The sequence below is a fragment of the Pseudoduganella sp. HUAS MS19 genome (assembly GCF_053615455.1).
In genome coordinates, this window is record NZ_CM132133.1 from 1999489 (window position 1) to 2017745 (window position 18257).

Consider the following 18257-nt stretch of genomic DNA (forward strand, 5'->3'; position numbering starts at 1 on the left):
GGACGACCAAGGTCGGCTCGTGATTGACCAGTCGACTGTTATGGGGAGGGTAATCGGGATGATCGACGCCAGCGCCGTCAGCGGTTCCGCCTACGTTCCGGGCCTCGATCAGGGAACGCCGTTTGCTATTCCTATTTTGCAGCAGGGTAGTAACAGCTTCGTACAGTTCGGAACGAATACATATCCCAATTGTACTTTCAGCGGAAATACTGTTTCGTGGACTCGCCAAGCCTATCCGTATGGTGTTCCTCTGGCGGCATGTAGGCTAGTTCTCGGGGTGCGCTGATGCTGGCCGGATTTCAGTGCTTCAATGATGCTGGGTCATTCCAGATTGACGGGGTCTACCCGCAATTCGTACTGCGCCGAAAATTCGATGTCGCCACAAACTATTGGGTTAATGGTGAGACGATCGGCTACTCGGGTGTGGCTGTTGCCGTTGGCGACGATGAGATCGTAGCATTGTCCAGCTCGACACCATGTGGGATCACCTACAAGCAAGGCAACTCCATCTACCTTGTATCCAAAGGATACGTCGGGACAGCTATCAGAGTATATGTTTTCGGCCCGATTGCTTCTGCTTCCGGTGGCGGGATGGGGGTACAGGTTTTCAATGGTAGCGGCTCAATTATCTTCGACTCCGCACAAAAGCCACTCATCATGGTTGGCTTTCCGACGGGGGAGGGCAGCTTCACGTATGACGGCGCCCGCAATTACGCGGCGATTTGCATCAACCAGTATCTGACTTTGCGCGATACGCGATTCGGTAGCGGTGGATATGAAACGCAGCAGTTGGAAATTACCCAGGGAATGGTGAAGTCAATTCCAGGTGGTGTGAATATTTCGAACGTCAAGATTTACGATGCCATTAACACTTTTGATCCGAACCAGACTGACGTCGATCAAACGGTTCCGGCGGGGACTCCTAACCGCCACATCATTGTAGACACAACTTATCTTTGAAAGGGCACTATGCCAATCGTTAAACCTACTAAGGCAGCAAATGGTGTCGCCGTGGCGTATCACACGCCGGTCAAGCTTGAGGTCGACTTTCGGACCGCAACGGCAGCCATTGTGGTTTATTCCCACGCGGACGAAGCTGCCGCCATTACTGGGCTGCCGGTTGCGTGGGCCTGGAACGTCCCGATCAATACCTGCGCACTGTCGGGTGAGGATCTGCAGGGTTCTATTGAAGCCGCACTGGTTGCCGTAGGAACGCCATTTGAGGGCGGCAGCATCGTGGCTGAGCGGTCGGATACTCTTTCCGGCGCTCGCGCCCGTGCATGGGCCGCTGTAAAGGCCGCGCGTGCTGTTGCAGAAGCGGGCACCTTCACCTACGACGGCGGGATTTATCAAGCCGATTTGGCGCGTGTAACCAGCTCGACGACGGCGGCTGCATTGAGTAAATCGCTCGGACTTCCCTACAGCGAAACATGGACGCTGGCCGACAACACGACTCGCTTGCTCGATGGCGATCAGGTGATTGCTCTTGGCTTGGCGCTGAACCAGCATATATCGCGTGTCTACGCCACCGGGCGCGAGCTGCGTGAACAGATCAACCAGGCTGAAACTATTGAAGCCGCGAACGCAATCAGGTGGCCAGCATGAGCAATATGCGTATCGTCTACGACAATGCAGTGAGCCGCGCGGTGCTGACCGCATCGAGTACCGCCGGCGCGCTGGCGCCAGCAAATCTCCAGGTCGACAGTAAGGCAAGCGTGTGGCGTTCTGTAGGCAAGACGGCCAGGCTGACGGCAGTCTGGCCGGCAGCCGAGGAGATTGCTGCGGTTGCGCTTCCATTCTGTAATTTGTCGCCCAGCGCCACGATGCGCGTGCGAATCTCCAAGGAGAGCGGCGCGACGAATCTGCTGAGTTTTCCATTCAATTTCGACCGCGCGCCATGGTCTTCCGGGAACACGGCGATTATTCCGAATGCGGGCCTAGCGCCTGACGGTACGATTACGGCGGATGCGATGGTGCGCCTTGCGCCCGGCAACCATTACCTGTTCCAGAATACGGCGACGCCTGCGGCCGGCAACCCATTTACGGCATCTGTCTATTTGAAGTCGGGATCGTACACAGGCGGCGTCAGGATCTGGCTGAAAGATGGCGCGAGCGTGAGTCTCGTTGCGAACCTCGTGCAGCCAACGGGCGCCTGGACACGCTTTACCTGCAGCGGAACTTTTCCCGCGAACGCAAGCGGCAATGTCGCTCTCTATATCGATCCTGCGGATGATGCCGGGGTTGCGGGCGAGACGTTCTATATCTGGGGCGCGCAGCTCGAAGCGGGATTGGTGCGGACATCCATGGTGCCGGACGCTACTTCGTTCACTTCGCGGGCATCGCCAAAATGGGTGTTCGACCAGGGCGGGGTGCTTAACCAGGTTGCAGCGAACGTCGGGACGTACGACTTTGATCCTGCGACGTTCGCCAGTCGTGGCCTTTGTCTTGAGGCGGCGGCAACGAACAGCATTCGCAACAACACGATGACCGGCGCCGCCGTCGGAACTCCCGGTGCTGTCCCGACAAACTGGGCCTGGTCGTTGTCCGGCGGCCTGACATCATCCGTGGTCGGGACTGGTGTTGAGGCCGGGATTGACTATATTGATTTCCGTGTCTTTGGCACGCCCACAGGTGGGTCGAGCGGCATTCGGTTTGAGACAGCGAATGGTGTGGCGGCTGCATCCGGGCAAACATGGGCGGCCTCCGCCTTTGTGCGACGCGTTGCGGGTTCGGAGGCAAACTTAGTATCGATCAGGTGCAATTTCCTCGGACATACGACAGGAGCAACGGGGACGACGGATAACTTTAGCGGGTCTAGCGTAATGGGGGCGTTGAGTGGCGCCAGCCTGGCGGTTACGCGCGCATCCCTTGTGGCTACGCTCGCGGATGCAACAACGGCCTATCTGCGCCCTCAGCTCTTGATTGAGCATGCGACGGGTTCTCCGATTGATATCACGCTGCGTATCGGCCTGCCTCAACTGGAGCAGGGCCGCGCGCCTACGTCGCCAATTAAAACCAGCGGTGCCGCTGTAACGCGCGCGGCCGACCTTGCGACCAGCCCTCCGAGCACCAGGTCTGCTGGATATATCGATGCATGGCAGTCATACGATTATGACAGCGGGATCGTGCCTGCATGCCCGGCGCCAGCGAAAAAGCTTCGGGGCTGGAGCGCTGCCCAGGCAGCAAGTGCCTACGCTTTCGGTGGCGGTGCCTATGCCAGGCATTGGCTCCCTTCGGCGCTGCAAGGTGTAGGCATGGCCATCGATATCGCAGATCCGGGCAACCTGCAGGGTTACATCGAGGCGGCGTGCCTGGTTGCCGGGCCATGCTGGTCGCCGAAGTACAACGCTTCCGAAGCGACCTTCAGCAATGTGGATACGACAGAGCTTTACCGGAACGCTGCCGGTGGCCAGGAAGCAGAGGCCGGCTACACCTACCGCAAGGTGCCCGTCAGCCTGGAGTTGATGCCGCCTTCCGACCGCTCGGCGTTCGTCAACATCATGCGCAATAGCCGGGCCTACCCGATCCTGCTCAGCGTGTATCCCGAAGTGGCGGACCTCGCCATCGAGCGAGATCACATGATCTATGGCCGACGTGCAAAGGATTCGGACGTCGCCATTCAATACGCGCAGGCCTATTCAACCAATATCGACGTAGAGGAGATCTGAAGCAGATTGCAAGCGGGGCAGGTACGTGATCGCGAAGCTGCGATCACGTACCTGCGGCTCAAAGGATCCTCAACAACCTGTTCCAAAATTTCTATGAAAGAGAGTATGTCAATCGAAGCTACCGCAGGCGGTACACTGATTAAAATTTTCGGCGTTCCAGTGCTGGCCGGCGCCGCCGCAACAAGCCTGGCCTTTCTGTTTATGTGGCCCAAGTCGCTCAAAGAGGCTGCCATCCGTTTTGCGTGCACACTGCTTGCCTCGGCAATCGGTGGCCCATTCCTGGTGATCGCTGCGCATAGTTGGTGGCCCAGCCTCTTTTCATCGGCAGGTCAAGTGGCAGTCATGTATGCGCTGCCGGCTGAAATGGGCGTGCTGTTTGTAGCGGCGCCATTTCTTGTCCTGGCTGGCTTGCCAGCTTGGTGGATCATCGGCGGCTTGGTTCTTTGGTTTGATCGCCGGCGCGGTAAAGATCTGGCCGAGATCGCGCACGCTGCGGCTGCAGCGGTCAAGGATGTAAGGGGAGCACTCTAATGGCGCCGGCTGAATTCATCGAGAAGATGTTGCCGGCAGCGCAGGCCTGCCAGCGCGTAAGCGGAATCCCTGCCAGCTTTACCTTGGCGCAGGCAGCGTTGGAGTCGAGCTGGGGCGCACGCGCACCAGGGTTCAATCTGTTCGGCGTGAAGCCTGGTCCGTCCTGGAAAGGGGCGACTGTGCTCGTGGATACGCATGAGTTCGTCAGAGGTGTGCGTACCGCGGTCAAGTGCGCATTCCGCGCATATGACAGCTGGGCGCACTGCATGCAGGACCACGCTGCGTTCTTCCAGCAGAATCCACGCTACAGGAAGTGCTTCCTCGAACGCACGGGGGAGGGCTGGGCGCGCGCCGCCGCAGCAGCAGGCTATGCGACAGACCCGGGCTATGCGGATAAGCTGATCGCCATCATGCGTGGCCGGAACCTGGCTCGTTTCGACGCTTTGCCCTCCCCGGTGCAGGCATGATCGCGGCGCTTTGGCGTTTGCAGGATGTTGTTTTGCCGCCGTGGTTCAAGTGGGCCGCGATCGCTGCCTTGTGCATTGCCGCGTATGGCTTTGGACGGCTGCAGGAGGCGCGGCGTGGCGCCGATGCGATGGCCGACTACCTCGCAGGCCAGGCCGCCCGCACCGTTTCGATCGCGCGCGCGCAAGCCAAGGTGGTGGTGCAGACCGAAATCAAGTACCGCGACCGTATCCAGAAAATTTACTTGAAGGGAGACGTCATTGAGAAACAAGTGCCGGTCTATGTCACAGCTGCTGATAACGCTGAGTGCCGTATTAATGCTGGCTTCGTGCGGGCACATGACGCCGCCTGGGCAGGCGAGCCTGCCGGACCTGCCGCCAGTTCTGACCGCGACCCCGGCGGAGTTCCGCTTGCTGAAGTCGCGGAAACCAGCGCCCACAACGCCACAGTTTGCCTCGCCTGGCGCGAACTAGCATTGGGGTTAAGGGAGCATTATCAAAAGCAGCAAGCTATGCTGAGATGAGGTGTAGACGTCCGGTAGATGGCGGCGAGGCAGGAGATGCACGTGAAGCTCCTGGCAGCCATTTGAGTTATCCTTTAATGCTGCCACTAAATAAGGATCCCGTGATGCACCGATATCTTATGATGATGTTGCTGTCCGTTGGCCTTCTGCTTCAATCCGACGCCCGGGCGCATTCACCAACACCTCCATCCCAACCGAGCCAGACTTTGACCGTCAGCGGCAATGTGTCGAAGAGGTTGGTTCTCGATGTGGCAGCGTTGAGAAGCCGCGAACCTTCGCAAATATTGGCGGTGCCACAAGGCGACAAGGAAGGCAACCCGGCCAGCATGGTTCACGGGATTCGGCTGCGTGACCTGCTCGAAGAGGCCAGGCTCGTCACGCAGGATCAACACACGTTGAGAAAAACGATCGTTGTAGCGCGTGCGGCGGATGGCTACAAAGTGGTTTTCTCCTGGAGCGAACTATTCAATTCACTGTCGGGAGACAGCGTGCTTGTTCTGTTTGAGCGGGATGGCAACCCGCTGGCAAAGGACGAAGGGCCGATTGCGCTGATTTCAGCAAAAGACTTGAGAACCGGGCCGCGCCACGTTCGATGGTTGAAAGAGGTTGAAGTCCGCCAAGTCGTTGACTAACTGGCGGCAGTGGCCCCGTCACGCCAAGCTGGGTAGCGCCAGCAGAATATTGCGGTCGCCGCAGCCATGCCCGCCAGTTGCGCGAGGATGAAACCCGGCGCGCGTCGGATGGACGGATGCCTGCAAAGGTATTGCTTGCAGCGCGAGCGAGGGTCACCGCCGGATTGGCGAACGAGGTGGACGCGGTGAACCAGTACGCCGACGTGATGTATGCAGCCACGGCAATTGGCGTGATCGCAGGGGCGGCTGCGCAATTCGCTCCACCATTGTGCCACGCCGTTGCGAACATGCATCTGATGCGAAGAGGGCCAGCAGCGCAACGGCCATATTTCCGTCGGCAAGGCGTTCGGCCATGATGCCCGAATTACGGACCCCAATGCTTCCGCAACGAGGTGTCGAGACAGCGTCATCGCACCACTTCGCCGATGCGGTCCGGCTCCGCTTTCATGCGGGCCCGGTCGTGTTTGATTTCTTCCAGCGGCAGGGTGTCAATTTCCGGCATTAAGGCGCCACCCATTTCCGGCGTAATGGCGCCACTTTGACCACCGATTTCAGAGGCTCATACTGGGTTGCAAGAATGCTCGATTTCGCGCGTATTTGCAACATCGTTTTTTGATGTAAATGGCGTTTGCGTCTGTCAATTTGTTACCCGGAATGCCGCCCAATTGCCCGGCGTCGAACCAGCGTGGGGAGCACCACACTAAGACCGCTGCCCTGATATTGCCGATGCGTTGACCGTGCGAGATATGATTCGTCTGTTGCCGCCGACCGAAAATTGACCCACTTTGAGGGCTGATGCCGACTGAAAATTGACCCAGGTGTTCTACTACTCCCGCCTATTTTTTGGGCAGGAGATAATAAGGTGATCACCATGGAAATGTTAGGTAAAGTTCGACGGATGTACCTGCGCGACAAGCTGTCGCTGCACGAGATCGCGAAGCGCACGGGCCTGTCCCGCAACACGCTGCGCAAATGGCTACGCAAGCCGGAAGACGCGCCACCGCCGCGCTATCGGCGAGAATCGGCACCCACCAAGCTGAGCGAGTTCCACGCCACACTGGAGCAGGCGCTCAAAGCTGACACCCACCGCAACAAGCAGAACCGGCGTACCGGGAAAGCGCTGTTCGCCCAACTCAGGGCCGAAGGCTACGTCGGCAGTTACAGCCGGGTTACCGACTTCATCCGGGAATGGCGTGGCCGCGAAGGCAAGGCGGCAGAGGCTTTCGTCCCGCTCAGCTTCGAGCTGGGCGAAGCGTTTCAGTTCGACTGGAGCGAGGAAGGCATGGTGGTCGGCGGCATCTACCGGCGTCTGCAGGTGTCGCACATGAAGCTGTGCGCCAGCCGCGCCTTCTGGCTGGTGGCCTACCCCAGTCAGGGACACGAGATGCTCTTCGACGCCCACACCCGCTCGTTCACAGCGCTGGGCGGCGTGGCCCGGCGCGGCATCTACGACAACATGAAGACGGCGGTCGACAAGGTCCAGAAAGGCAAGGGCCGCGTGGTCAACACGCGCTTCACCGTCATGTGCGCGCACTACCTGTTTGAGCCCGATTTCTGCAACGTGGCCTCAGGCTGGGAAAAGGGCGTAGTGGAGAAGAACGTGCAGGATAGCCGGCGCCGGATCTGGATCGAAGCCCAAGACCGCCAGTTCGCTTCCCTCGCTGAATTGAACGCTTGGCTCGGAGAGCGCTGCCGGACGCTGTGGGGAGAATTGCAGCACCCGGAGTACGAGGCGCTGAGCGTGGCCGACATGCTGGAACAGGAGCAGGCCCACCTGATGCCCATGCCCACGCCGTTCGACGGCTACGTGGAAAAGGCGGCGCGGGTGTCGTCCACCTGCCTGGTCACCGTGCACCGCAACCGTTATTCAGTGCCGTGCGAGCTGGCCGGGCAGATGGTGAGCACAAGGCTGTACCCGACCCGCGTGTGCGTGGTGGCCGGCGATGCGCTGGTCGCCACCCATGAACGCATCGTCGATCGCAAGCAGGTGTGCTACGACTGGCAGCACTACATCCCGCTAGTGCAGCGCAAGCCCGGTGCGTTGCGCAACGGCGCCCCCTTTGCCGACATGCCCGCGCCGCTGCAGCGGCTGCGGCAAGGCTTGCTGCGCCACGCCGGCGGCGACCGGCTCATGGCGCAGGTGCTGGCGGCCGTGCCCGGCGCCGGCCTGCCGGCAGTGCTGGTGGCGGTGGAGCTGGTGATCGAGTCCGGCGTGCTCAGTGTCGAGCACGTCGAGAATGTGCTGGCCCGCCTGAGTGCCGCCCCGCCGCCGGCACATGCCGAGACCAGCCTGGTATTGAAGGAGGCGCCGGTAGCCAACACCAGCCGCTATGACAGCCTGCGCGAGACGGCTGGCAGCAGCGCGGAGGTGAACCATGCGTGACCTGATCAAGGAATTGAAGGGCCTGCGCCTGCACGGCATGGCCGACGCTTGGACCGATCTGGTGGCGCAAGGAGAGCACGCCGTGTCGTCGTCCAAATGGCTGATTGAGCACCTGCTGCGCGCCGAGCACACGGACCGCGCCATGCGTTCGGTGAACCATCAGATGAACGCCGCCAAATTCCCCGTGCACCGCGACTTGGCCGGCTTCGACTTCGCGGCATCCAGGGTCGATGAGGCCCTGGTGCGGCAACTGGCCACGCTGGCCTTCACCGATACGGCGCAGAACGCAGTGTTCATCGGTGGCCCCGGCACCGGCAAGACGCATTTGGCGACGGCCATCGCGGTGGCGGGCATTGCCTCAATGGGCAAGCGGGTGCGCTTCTACTCGACGGTCGATCTGGTCAATGCGTTGGAGCGCGAGAAGCGGGAAGGCAAGGCCGGTCGGCTGACACAGTCGTTGATGCGGATCGACCTGGTCATCCTCGACGAACTGGGGTATCTGCCGTTCAGCCAGGCCGGCGGCGCGCTGCTGTTCCACCTGCTCTCGAAGCTGTACGAACATACCAGCGTGGCCATCACGACGAATCTGAGCTTTGCTGAATGGTCCGCCGTGTTCGGCGACGCTAAGATGACCACGGCGCTGCTAGACCGGCTGACGCACCACTGCCACATCGTGGAGACTGGCAACGACTCCTACCGCTTCCAGCACAGCAGTATGGCGGCCAAGGGGCGGATCAATGCGCGGGAGCAAAAACAGAAGGCCGGGAAGGCGGACTTTCCGGTGTAGCTTTGAAGACAGGATGTATAACGATATAAATCGTTTACTCCGTTAATTAACTATTGAACTGACTAAGGGGGGATTCACGGCGGGCTGCGCCCACCGCGAATCCCCCCTGTCTTTGGTACACTTATCCACAGACGCCGGCTCCCAAAGCAGCGTCCCGCCCTGGGTCAAAATTCAATCGGCAGGGTGGGTCAAAATTCAGTCGGCGCCAACACAGCGCACGCATGAGCAGGTACGAGAGCGGCGTTCATGAGCCACCGTTGAAGTTTGTCGACGCGATTGCGCGAGTACTTGGAGTTCCAAGCGCCTATTTTTACTGTACAGATGATCGCCTAGCGGAGATCATTTTGCATTACGCGGAAATGTCGGAGGCAAAGCGCGAACAACTAAAACAAGCGGCCCGAGAATTTTCAGCATGACGGGGCGGACTCATCCCCGAGTCGCTGATGATCCTGAGGCGCTGGCGAAGAACTCCGGTCTTTGCTCGAACATGGTCATGTTTTGTACCGAAAAACGAGCCATTTCGATAATCACGTAGTTCACTAGACAATGTTCAGGGCACAGTCCGAGCCTCGCAAGATTTGCTCAAGCTGCCTGGCCAATCGCTCCCTTCCCTCTTGAAGCAAATTGAAGCGGACAATGATCCGCTCTACTCGGCCGGCATAGTCACTTGGTTGCCTAATGTCTATCTCGATTTGGTCTTGCTTCAGGGTCGCGGTATTGATCCCGCCGTACCCCGATACTGCTGGATCACCTATCTCCAAGAAATAAGTGTTGAGTCCTAGTTCATCTTCCTGCTCATCATCTTCGATAGAGCGCTGCAAGATTATGTACTGAGTCGGCTCCATTTCATCGTCAGCAAAGCCGACGATGTAGGCCTCATCTTGCTCGTCTACAGAAACGACGCTCGCTTTGAATACTAAATGCTTACTCATAGCTACTCACATGACAGTTGGCATTTTCATGTCCGAAAGAGTGTCTTCTGAAAATGCGATATGAATTCAGGCTCAACATCTGGAATTACTTCAGTTAACGGCAGAAGACAGTAATAGATCGGAGAGTCCTGAGCGGTTTCCCAATCGCGCGGCTCACCGTACAGAATAATTACGCAGCGCAACAAACTGTACAAACCATTATTCGTTTTCCGGCAAGCATCCGCAAACGACCAAAGTTCAACACGAATTTTCTCTCGCTGGTCATCTGACATCGATAGAAATACCTTAACTGAATTGGTCAAATAGTTTTCAACGCGTTGAATGTCGGATGAAGTGATGCCCGTGAATCGCTTGGTCGCAATGAGCTGCAATAAGAACTTCCTGTACGCTTCCAATATGCGCTCAACGGGAATTCCCAGCTCTTCGATTGTATCTTCCAGTGCATCAAATTGTTCTGTAGGTTGCAAGCTCATCTTAGTCTTTCAGTTTGTCTCGGATATTAAGCCGTTTTGTTACGTGGGCACATGACGAACAACATTCCATCAGCTTCCCATCATTGCGTGTTGTTTCAGTTGTTGCACCGCTCGTGATGCTACCCAGCTGCTCAACGCTCTCAACGTTATGTGCCGTTGCGATCTTACTCAGTGCATCGGTTTCGCCGCACCAACTATGAGTTACAGATCGTTGGTCTTCAGGGACGGCGTCGTAGAGGTCGCGGACAACGGGGTGAGATGCCCCGTTCCCGCCGGCCCGTTGACTGTAACCGGTTGTGGCTTCCGACATCCCCTTGCCACCTTCGATGGTCGTGCGAGTCCCTTTATTGTTTGGCGTGATACCCTTTATTCGTGCCAAACCAAGAGGGTCGATCCATCCTGTCGGATTCGCTGCATATTGATGCAGATTGACTCCCCCTGCCAATCTGATCGGATCAGGTGTCAAATAACGCGCTGTGTCCGGGTCATAATAACGGAAGCGGTTGTAATGCAATCCGGATTCTTCATCAAAATATTGTCCTTGGAAGCGCAATGGCTGATTAACGACATGCACGTCTTCGCGAAGAGTCCTGCCCCAAGCGCGATAGCTCGCAGCCCAAGCAAGGGCGCCATCCTCACGATGCAGCTTGAGCGGTGTTCCAAGCTGGTCGCATGTGTAGTGATAGATGCGGTCTGTAGCACTTAAATCAGACGCCAATTGGCAGCGCGCACTCCGTCGTGCTTGATGCCGGGCCTCCTCCAATTCCATCTGGTGCTGTCTCCATGCAGCCAAATGACTTGCAGCGTCCCCAGGCCATTCTGGTATGCGCCAAGTATCAATTGGAGCGAGGAAAGCATTCGCCGCAACATAGTCCTTGCTGCCTTCGGAAGTCTCGATCAGCGCCAGCGGAATGAAGCTGTCCGGTTCGTACAAATAGCAAATCGATTTGTTGTCCTGAACCTCTTGAAATAACACATCGCCGTCCCAGACATAGTAAGTGATGGCTTCAGAAGTACATGAATTGCCAGTATCGGAAAGAACCCGTTTTGAGATACGACGTCCGAAGCCATCATATCGATACAAGGTAGTGCTGGCTGCGCCGGTAACATATTTGCGAGTGGAGCGCACCAAACGACTTTCGGCATCGTATGCCAGAATTAGGTCCCCGGCGTCATTCGCGCTGTGGCGTTGGGCGATGGATTTCAGAACCGTATTACCTTGCACATCATATTCATAGGCAAAATCCATGTAATGACGCAGCAGGTCATGCGTGACTTTGGGCAGCCTTGGCCGTGCCATTTCCATTATGGGCTGGTCCTGCATTGGTCGCGCAGAATCCTCGGACGCCCCATCCAGCAGATTCCCGGCTGGGTCAAAATCAAACAATTCCGTGAGTCCTGGCTGAACTGCAGAACGAAGTTGGCCGATGGGGTCGTAGGTATACCGTGTAACGCCGCGCAGGGCATCGTTCACCTCGCTCAGATGTCCCGCCAGGTCATAGCTGTACTTCTGGCTATGCAGTAGCTGTTGACCTTTGTGTAGCGTGACGGCCTTAAGGCGCGACTGCGGGTCGTAGTGTTTTTCCGTCCGCATCCGCTCTTTACCACCGCCAGCCATACGCTCAGTTTCACGGTGCAGTTCATCGCGTTCGACATCGACGATAGACATGCCATTCCAGAGCGTCCCGTGCCAATGACCCGAACCATATCGCTGCGTCGACAGCTTGCGGCCATTCGGCAAGATTGTTTGAATGCGATTACCCAGCTCATCATAAGCGTGGTTCATCGTAAATGCGACAGTGTACTCAACCGCTTCTTCCGGCGAGGCAACGTCATTTAGGGCATAGGCTACGCGTTCGTCAATTAACTGCCCAGCCGCATCGTAAGCGAAGCGCAAGTCTGCAGCAGAATTACGCAAGGCCGTCAAATTTCCGAGCGCATCATGAGCGTAGCGTACACTGCCGTCGATGCTAACAATCGCATCCAACTGACCAATCGAATCACGCGCAAACGTGGTGCGTTGCCCAGCAACTTCACGCGCTATTAAGTGACCAGCACGGTCATATGTGAAGGCCGTCTTCTTTCCATCAAAGCCTGTTTCACTCGCCAGGCGCCCTTCTGCATCATACGTTAGATGGTAGCTTTCGTCGTTGCCGTTGACCAGTTCAATCAAGCGTAGAGCATTATCGTAACGATAGCGCATCACCTGGCCCTTAGCATCGATGCGCTCAATGGGCATTCCATGGCCGTTATAGGTATAGCGGGTGCGCTGACCCTTTGGGTCAACGTATTCAGTCAGCCGGCCCTCGTAATCGTAGTTCCGCTTTTCCAAGCCTCCGTCGCGTCGCATGACTTCGATCAGATGGCCACACTGGTTGTAACGGTAAGTGGTACTGTATCCGGTGGCGTCGTTCACTTGAGTCAAGCGACCACACTGGTCGTATCGGTACTCCGTGGTCTGCTGCGAACAATCGATATGGGCAGCGAGTCGTCCGGCGCTATCGTAGATCAGTCGCTTGGTGCCGCCGCGTGCATCGATCACTGTGGTAAGCCTTCCACCAGCATCGTAACGATAGCGGGTACTGCGGCCTAGCGCATCAGTAGTTTCACAGAGATTGCCTTGGCCATCATACGACTTGGTGATACTGTGGCCGAGGGCATTAGTTTCGGAGATAAGCCGGTTCTGAGCGTTGTAAGTTCGGCTGGTAACATGACCCAAGGCGTCCGTCACCGTGGCCAGGTTTCCGCTCGCATCATAGGTATAGCGCGTTGCATTCCCTGCACCATCGATATCGGCTAGGAGCTTGCCGTCCTTATCCCATTCACGCTTGCCAAGCGATACGGCCATGCCGCTGACATCTAGACGGCGGACTTCCGTGATCAGCCAATTGTGATCGAAACGGTACTCTAGCTTGCCACCATTTGCCTCGGTGACAATGGTGGTGTCGATGTCTCGGTATTCCATGACGACTTCGTTGAGGCCGTCAGCTGTGGTGGTGCGCACAGCGCGTGCGCTATAGCTATTGTCCTGGCTGATAGGGTTTCGCTGCCGTAGCTCAATGTCGCTGAGTGAACTGCCAGCCCAGCGCTCTCGCAGCTGTGCCAAACTGACCCATTCCAGGCCATAGGCGAAGCCAGTATAGTTTGTGCACGCTGTAAGCAGGCTGTATTTGTAGGCGTATGTACGTTCAACGTTGAGGATGTTGGACTGGCGAACGAGGTTGAAGCGTTGCGGCAGCGACGTAAAGCTTCCGGGCGCGTCTGGCCCCTCCATTTCAGCTTCTTCTGGCTCATACTCGTAGCGCACATGGCATAGCCTTGAACCGTCTTCCAAAATCTGCTCGACGCGACCCACACGTGGGCCAATATCGCTTTCTCCCGGCATCAACGATGCACGGATCGCTTCAACTCTTAGGCCTTCATCCGTCTTTGCACGAAGCAGTAGCTCACCGGGACGTGCGTCGTGGAAACGCTCAATGCTAATGCCGCGTCCGCTGGGTGCGGCCGCACGTACCAGATAGTACCGCTGCGTGAGCATAGGCGCCTGCGGCTTAAGCATGGCGTTCACCCCTTGATAGCCGTGCGGCAGGATGCCGTCAGGTCCACGCTGGAACGTATCGGTGCTTCCATCGCGCCACGTCAATGTAAATGCCGATTCACTATCTCGACGCAGAACGAAACCTTCCCCGCAATGGTCATGCACTCCACCGATAGCCACCGTCGGAAGACGCACGCAACGACCGCTGGCGTCGTGGTAGACAATACCTTGCTGGCAAACAGAGACACTGGAGTTAAATGACAAAGTCCAGCGGGCACCTATCATGCTCCAGTCTTCTGTTTCTGATCCGGACCGGTAAGTGCGCCCCCAAACGATGGGGGTTGGTCCATCCAATACAAAGTCCTCCTGGTATAGGATTTCTTCACCAGTACCAAAATGCACAGGCTTGGTACTCGTAGCGCTCTTGTTGGCAGGCCCCATATCCTTGGGGCAGCAAGATGCCGGCTTGTCTTGCTTTTGGGGCTTCTCTTTCTTGGTCTTACCGCCGTCCCTACCATCGCCCTTTCCACCTCCGCTTTTATCTTCAGCAGGCGGTTTCTTAGGCGGCGGCGTTGCCTTTCCCGGAACTTCTTTCTTATTGAAGAAGCGTTTCAGGAAGCTCCCAGCGCTCGACAACTTCTTAAGCGCAAAGTTTTCAACTGCGTTGACCGCTATTCCGCCAACGGTTGCTAATACGTCGGGTGACTTACCGGTCAGGATATAGTCAGCCGCATTATCGAGTAGCCGAGCGGATGAATCGGCTGCTAGGCCGGTACCAGAAACCACGGCTGCCGTAGTGCCGCCAGCTGCGGCTCCCACCTCCATGACAGCCGCCGCTGGCGCGCCAATGCCGGTCGCCGCCACACCAACGCCAGCCACGCCCAAGGCCGCACTTCCCGCGCCGATCTTGCCGCCGACATCCATAGCGTTGTTGCCGAATTGGTGCAGTGGTTCGGAGTATTTATCCCTATACTCTTGCGCAGCTTCCTTGAGTGTTGGAAGCTCAACACCAAGGATCGTCAAGCGGGCACGGGGTGCTTGCACCTGGCGTTCGTAAATACGTCCCACCGTATTCTTGTCATTCATGTAGATCAGCCGGGATTCCTGGATAGTCTGGGCACCGTTCGACCCTTTGGTCGAACTGAACTCCATCGGCTGCGCTCGCTTAAGGTAGGTCTGGCTCTTAATGCCGCCCAGCGTCCCACGCTCATCCCCCTTGATACTCGGGATGAAACTTTTGTTATGAAGCAGGACCGGCTCACCATGGGTTTTGACATTGCTGGAGACATTGGCCGCATCCTTGAATTCGCCCTTGATGTTATAAGGGAGGATGGCAACACTGCTACCTACGGGGGTCTTGCAAAGATCGGGGCTGAGGCTGACGCAATAGAAGCGTTTTGACTTGGTGACTGTTTCGTGAGCCATGGTGTGTTTCGGTGCAGGTTACGCGGTTTGTGCGGTGTTAGATTGAGGCACTGCTTTTAGTTGGGCGGCCAGCCAATCGTTCAGGCGTGTCAGTTGCTCTGGTTCTGTCGCGTGGATCAGCCGCACTTCCTCGAAATCCCCGCCTGCAACGATGGCTAGTCGCCAAACCAACTCAAGCTGCTCCGCTTCCATATCGATGATGACGGTATCGATCACCAACGGCAGGCAAAAAACTCCGCCCTCCTCCGTTGTACCCATCACGAAAAGCGATTGTTGGGGAAGCGCGAACTTCAGTCGGCGGTTGCCATGCGCGTCGGCGCTCCCCAACCTGGAGCCAGGTCTGTTGGCGCCGACTGAATTTTGACCCACCCTGCCGATTGAATTTTGACCCAGGGCGGGACGCTGCTTTGGGAGCCGGCGTCTGTGGATAAGTGTACCAAAGACAGGGGGGATTCGCGGTGGGCGCAGCCCGCCGTGAATCCCCCCTTAGTCAGTTCAATAGTTAATTAACGGAGTAAACGATTTATATCGTTATACATCCTGTCTTCAAAGCTACACCGGAAAGTCCGCCTTCCCGGCCTTCTGTTTTTGCTCCCGCGCCTTGATCCGCCCCTTGGCCGCCATACTGCTGTGCTGGAAGCGGTAGGAGTCGTTGCCAGTCTCCACGATGTGGCAGTGGTGCGTCAGCCGGTCTAGCAGCGCCGTGGTCATCTTAGCGTCGCCGAACACGGCGGACCATTCAGCAAAGCTCAGATTCGTCGTGATGGCCACGCTGGTATGTTCGTACAGCTTCGAGAGCAGGTGGAACAGCAGCGCGCCGCCGGCCTGGCTGAACGGCAGATACCCCAGTTCGTCGAGGATGACCAGGTCGATCCGCATCAACGACTGTGTCAGCCGACCGGCCTTGCCTTCCCGCTTCTCGCGCTCCAACGCATTGACCAGATCGACCGTCGAGTAGAAGCGCACCCGCTTGCCCATTGAGGCAATGCCCGCCACCGCGATGGCCGTCGCCAAATGCGTCTTGCCGGTGCCGGGGCCACCGATGAACACTGCGTTCTGCGCCGTATCGGTGAAGGCCAGCGTGGCCAGTTGCCGCACCAGGGCCTCATCGACCCTGGATGCCGCGAAGTCGAAGCCGGCCAAGTCGCGGTGCACGGGGAATTTGGCGGCGTTCATCTGATGGTTCACCGAACGCATGGCGCGGTCCGTGTGCTCGGCGCGCAGCAGGTGCTCAATCAGCCATTTGGACGACGACACGGCGTGCTCTCCTTGCGCCACCAGATCGGTCCAAGCGTCGGCCATGCCGTGCAGGCGCAGGCCCTTCAATTCCTTGATCAGGTCACGCATGGTTCACCTCCGCGCTGCTGCCAGCCGTCTCGCGCAGGCTGTCATAGCGGCTGGTGTTGGCTACCGGCGCCTCCTTCAATACCAGGCTGGTCTCGGCATGTGCCGGCGGCGGGGCGGCACTCAGGCGGGCCAGCACATTCTCGACGTGCTCGACACTGAGCACGCCGGACTCGATCACCAGCTCCACCGCCACCAGCACTGCCGGCAGGCCGGCGCCGGGCACGGCCGCCAGCACCTGCGCCATGAGCCGGTCGCCGCCGGCGTGGCGCAGCAAGCCTTGCCGCAGCCGCTGCAGCGGCGCGGGCATGTCGGCAAAGGGGGCGCCGTTGCGCAACGCACCGGGCTTGCGCTGCACTAGCGGGATGTAGTGCTGCCAGTCGTAGCACACCTGCTTGCGATCGACGATGCGTTCATGGGTGGCGACCAGCGCATCGCCGGCCACCACGCACACGCGGGTCGGGTACAGCCTTGTGCTCACCATCTGCCCGGCCAGCTCGCACGGCACTGAATAACGGTTGCGGTGCACGGTGACCAGGCAGGTGGACGACACCCGCGCCGCCTTTTCCACGTAGCCGTCGAACGGCGTGGGCATGGGCATCAGGTGGGCCTGCTCCTGTTCCAGCATGTCGGCCACGCTCAGCGCCTCGTACTCCGGGTGCTGCAATTCTCCCCACAGCGTCCGGCAGCGCTCTCCGAGCCAAGCGTTCAATTCAGCGAGGGAAGCGAACTGGCGGTCTTGGGCTTCGATCCAGATCCGGCGCCGGCTATCCTGCACGTTCTTCTCCACTACGCCCTTTTCCCAGCCTGAGGCCACGTTGCAGAAATCGGGCTCAAACAGGTAGTGCGCGCACATGACGGTGAAGCGCGTGTTGACCACGCGGCCCTTGCCTTTCTGGACCTTGTCGACCGCCGTCTTCATGTTGTCGTAGATGCCGCGCCGGGCCACGCCGCCCAGCGCTGTGAACGAGCGGGTGTGGGCGTCGAAGAGCATCTCGTGTCCCTGACTGGGGTAGGCCACCAGCCAGAAGGCGCGGCTGGCGCACAGCTTCATGTGCGACACCTGCAGACGCCGGTAGATGCCGCCGACCACCATGCCTTCCTCGCTCCAGTCGAACTGAAACGCTTCGCCCAGCTCGAAGCTGAGCGGGACGAAAGCCTCTGCCGCCTTGCCTTCGCGGCCACGCCATTCCCGGATGAAGTCGGTAACCCGGCTGTAACTGCCGACGTAGCCTTCGGCCCTGAGTTGGGCGAACAGCGCTTTCCCGGTACGCCGGTTCTGCTTGTTGCGGTGGGTGTCAGCTTTGAGCGCCTGCTCCAGTGTGGCGTGGAACTCGCTCAGCTTGGTGGGTGCCGATTCTCGCCGATAGCGCGGCGGTGGCGCGTCTTCCGGCTTGCGTAGCCATTTGCGCAGCGTGTTGCGGGACAGGCCCGTGCGCTTCGCGATCTCGTGCAGCGACAGCTTGTCGCGCAGGTACATCCGTCGAACTTTACCTAACATTTCCATGGTGATCACCTTATTATCTCCTGCCCAAAAAATAGGCGGGAGTAGTAGA

At 58.3% G+C, this 18257-nt stretch carries 15 protein-coding genes; 9 read left to right on the forward strand and 6 right to left on the reverse strand.

Annotation, left to right across the window (positions count from 1 at the left end; genetic code table 11):
- Positions 1 to 285: 285 nt before the first annotated feature.
- From ACWBU6_RS09195 to istB (ACWBU6_RS09235), 9 genes are all read left to right on the forward strand, one after another.
- On the forward strand, positions 286 to 960 hold the full coding sequence (locus ACWBU6_RS09195) for a hypothetical protein (RefSeq protein WP_452648504.1): 675 nt from the start codon (positions 286 to 288) through the stop codon (positions 958 to 960).
- Between the two features lie 9 nt (positions 961 to 969).
- On the forward strand, positions 970 to 1605 hold the full coding sequence (locus tag ACWBU6_RS09200; RefSeq protein WP_452648505.1) for a DUF4376 domain-containing protein: 636 nt from the start codon (positions 970 to 972) through the stop codon (positions 1603 to 1605).
- On the forward strand, positions 1602 to 3668 hold the full coding sequence (locus tag ACWBU6_RS09205) for a phage head spike fiber domain-containing protein (RefSeq protein WP_452648506.1): 2067 nt from the start codon (positions 1602 to 1604) through the stop codon (positions 3666 to 3668). The genes ACWBU6_RS09200 and ACWBU6_RS09205 overlap by 4 nt, the downstream gene beginning before the upstream one ends.
- Before the next feature lie 105 nt (positions 3669 to 3773).
- The gene (locus ACWBU6_RS09210; protein ID WP_452648507.1) at positions 3774 to 4199 is read left to right on the forward strand and encodes a hypothetical protein; all 426 of its coding nucleotides are present in this window, start codon (positions 3774 to 3776) and stop codon (positions 4197 to 4199) included.
- Positions 4199 to 4666 (forward strand): glycoside hydrolase family 73 protein, encoded by a 468-nt coding sequence (locus ACWBU6_RS09215; protein WP_452648508.1) that lies wholly within the window; start codon positions 4199 to 4201, stop codon positions 4664 to 4666. The genes ACWBU6_RS09210 and ACWBU6_RS09215 overlap by 1 nt, the downstream gene beginning before the upstream one ends.
- Complete coding sequence (locus tag ACWBU6_RS09220) at positions 4663 to 5187, forward strand: hypothetical protein (protein ID WP_452648509.1); 525 nt, start codon at positions 4663 to 4665, stop codon at positions 5185 to 5187. The genes ACWBU6_RS09215 and ACWBU6_RS09220 overlap by 4 nt, the downstream gene beginning before the upstream one ends.
- 119 nt (positions 5188 to 5306) lie before the next feature.
- A complete protein-coding gene (locus ACWBU6_RS09225) occupies positions 5307 to 5819 on the forward strand; it encodes a molybdopterin-dependent oxidoreductase (protein WP_452648510.1) in 513 nt (170 codons plus the stop codon).
- 871 nt (positions 5820 to 6690) lie between these two features.
- Complete coding sequence (gene istA, locus ACWBU6_RS09230; RefSeq protein ID WP_452644063.1) at positions 6691 to 8202, forward strand: IS21 family transposase; 1512 nt, start codon at positions 6691 to 6693, stop codon at positions 8200 to 8202.
- Positions 8195 to 8989 carry an IS21-like element helper ATPase IstB gene (gene istB / locus ACWBU6_RS09235; protein WP_452648511.1) on the forward strand — a complete coding sequence of 265 codons (795 nt, stop codon included), beginning with the start codon at positions 8195 to 8197 and terminating at the stop codon, positions 8987 to 8989. The genes istA (ACWBU6_RS09230) and istB (ACWBU6_RS09235) overlap by 8 nt, the downstream gene beginning before the upstream one ends.
- Before the next feature lie 539 nt (positions 8990 to 9528).
- Here istB (ACWBU6_RS09235) and ACWBU6_RS09240 read toward each other — a convergent pair.
- From ACWBU6_RS09240 to istA (ACWBU6_RS09265), 6 genes are all read right to left on the reverse strand, one after another.
- Positions 9529 to 9921: an Imm10 family immunity protein gene (locus ACWBU6_RS09240; RefSeq protein ID WP_452648512.1), complete on the reverse strand. Its 393-nt coding sequence runs from the start codon at positions 9919 to 9921 to the stop codon at positions 9529 to 9531.
- Positions 9922 to 9947: 26 nt separating this feature from the next.
- Entirely contained in the window at positions 9948 to 10394 is a 447-nt protein-coding gene (locus ACWBU6_RS09245) for a hypothetical protein (RefSeq protein WP_452648513.1), read from the reverse strand.
- A 1-nt stretch (position 10395) separates the two neighbouring features.
- Complete coding sequence (locus tag ACWBU6_RS09250) at positions 10396 to 15357, reverse strand: RHS repeat-associated core domain-containing protein (RefSeq protein WP_452648514.1); 4962 nt, start codon at positions 15355 to 15357, stop codon at positions 10396 to 10398.
- 18 nt (positions 15358 to 15375) lie between these two features.
- Positions 15376 to 15684, reverse strand: coding sequence for a hypothetical protein (locus tag ACWBU6_RS09255; protein ID WP_452648515.1), 309 nt, complete (start codon positions 15682 to 15684; stop codon positions 15376 to 15378).
- A 225-nt stretch (positions 15685 to 15909) separates the two neighbouring features.
- Positions 15910 to 16704: an IS21-like element helper ATPase IstB gene (istB, locus tag ACWBU6_RS09260; protein WP_452644064.1), complete on the reverse strand. Its 795-nt coding sequence runs from the start codon at positions 16702 to 16704 to the stop codon at positions 15910 to 15912.
- Positions 16697 to 18208, reverse strand: a complete 1512-nt coding sequence (gene istA / locus ACWBU6_RS09265) for an IS21 family transposase (RefSeq protein ID WP_452644063.1) — start codon at positions 18206 to 18208, stop codon at positions 16697 to 16699. Before istA (ACWBU6_RS09265) ends, istB (ACWBU6_RS09260) begins: the two co-directional genes overlap by 8 nt.
- Positions 18209 to 18257 lie beyond the last annotated feature (49 nt).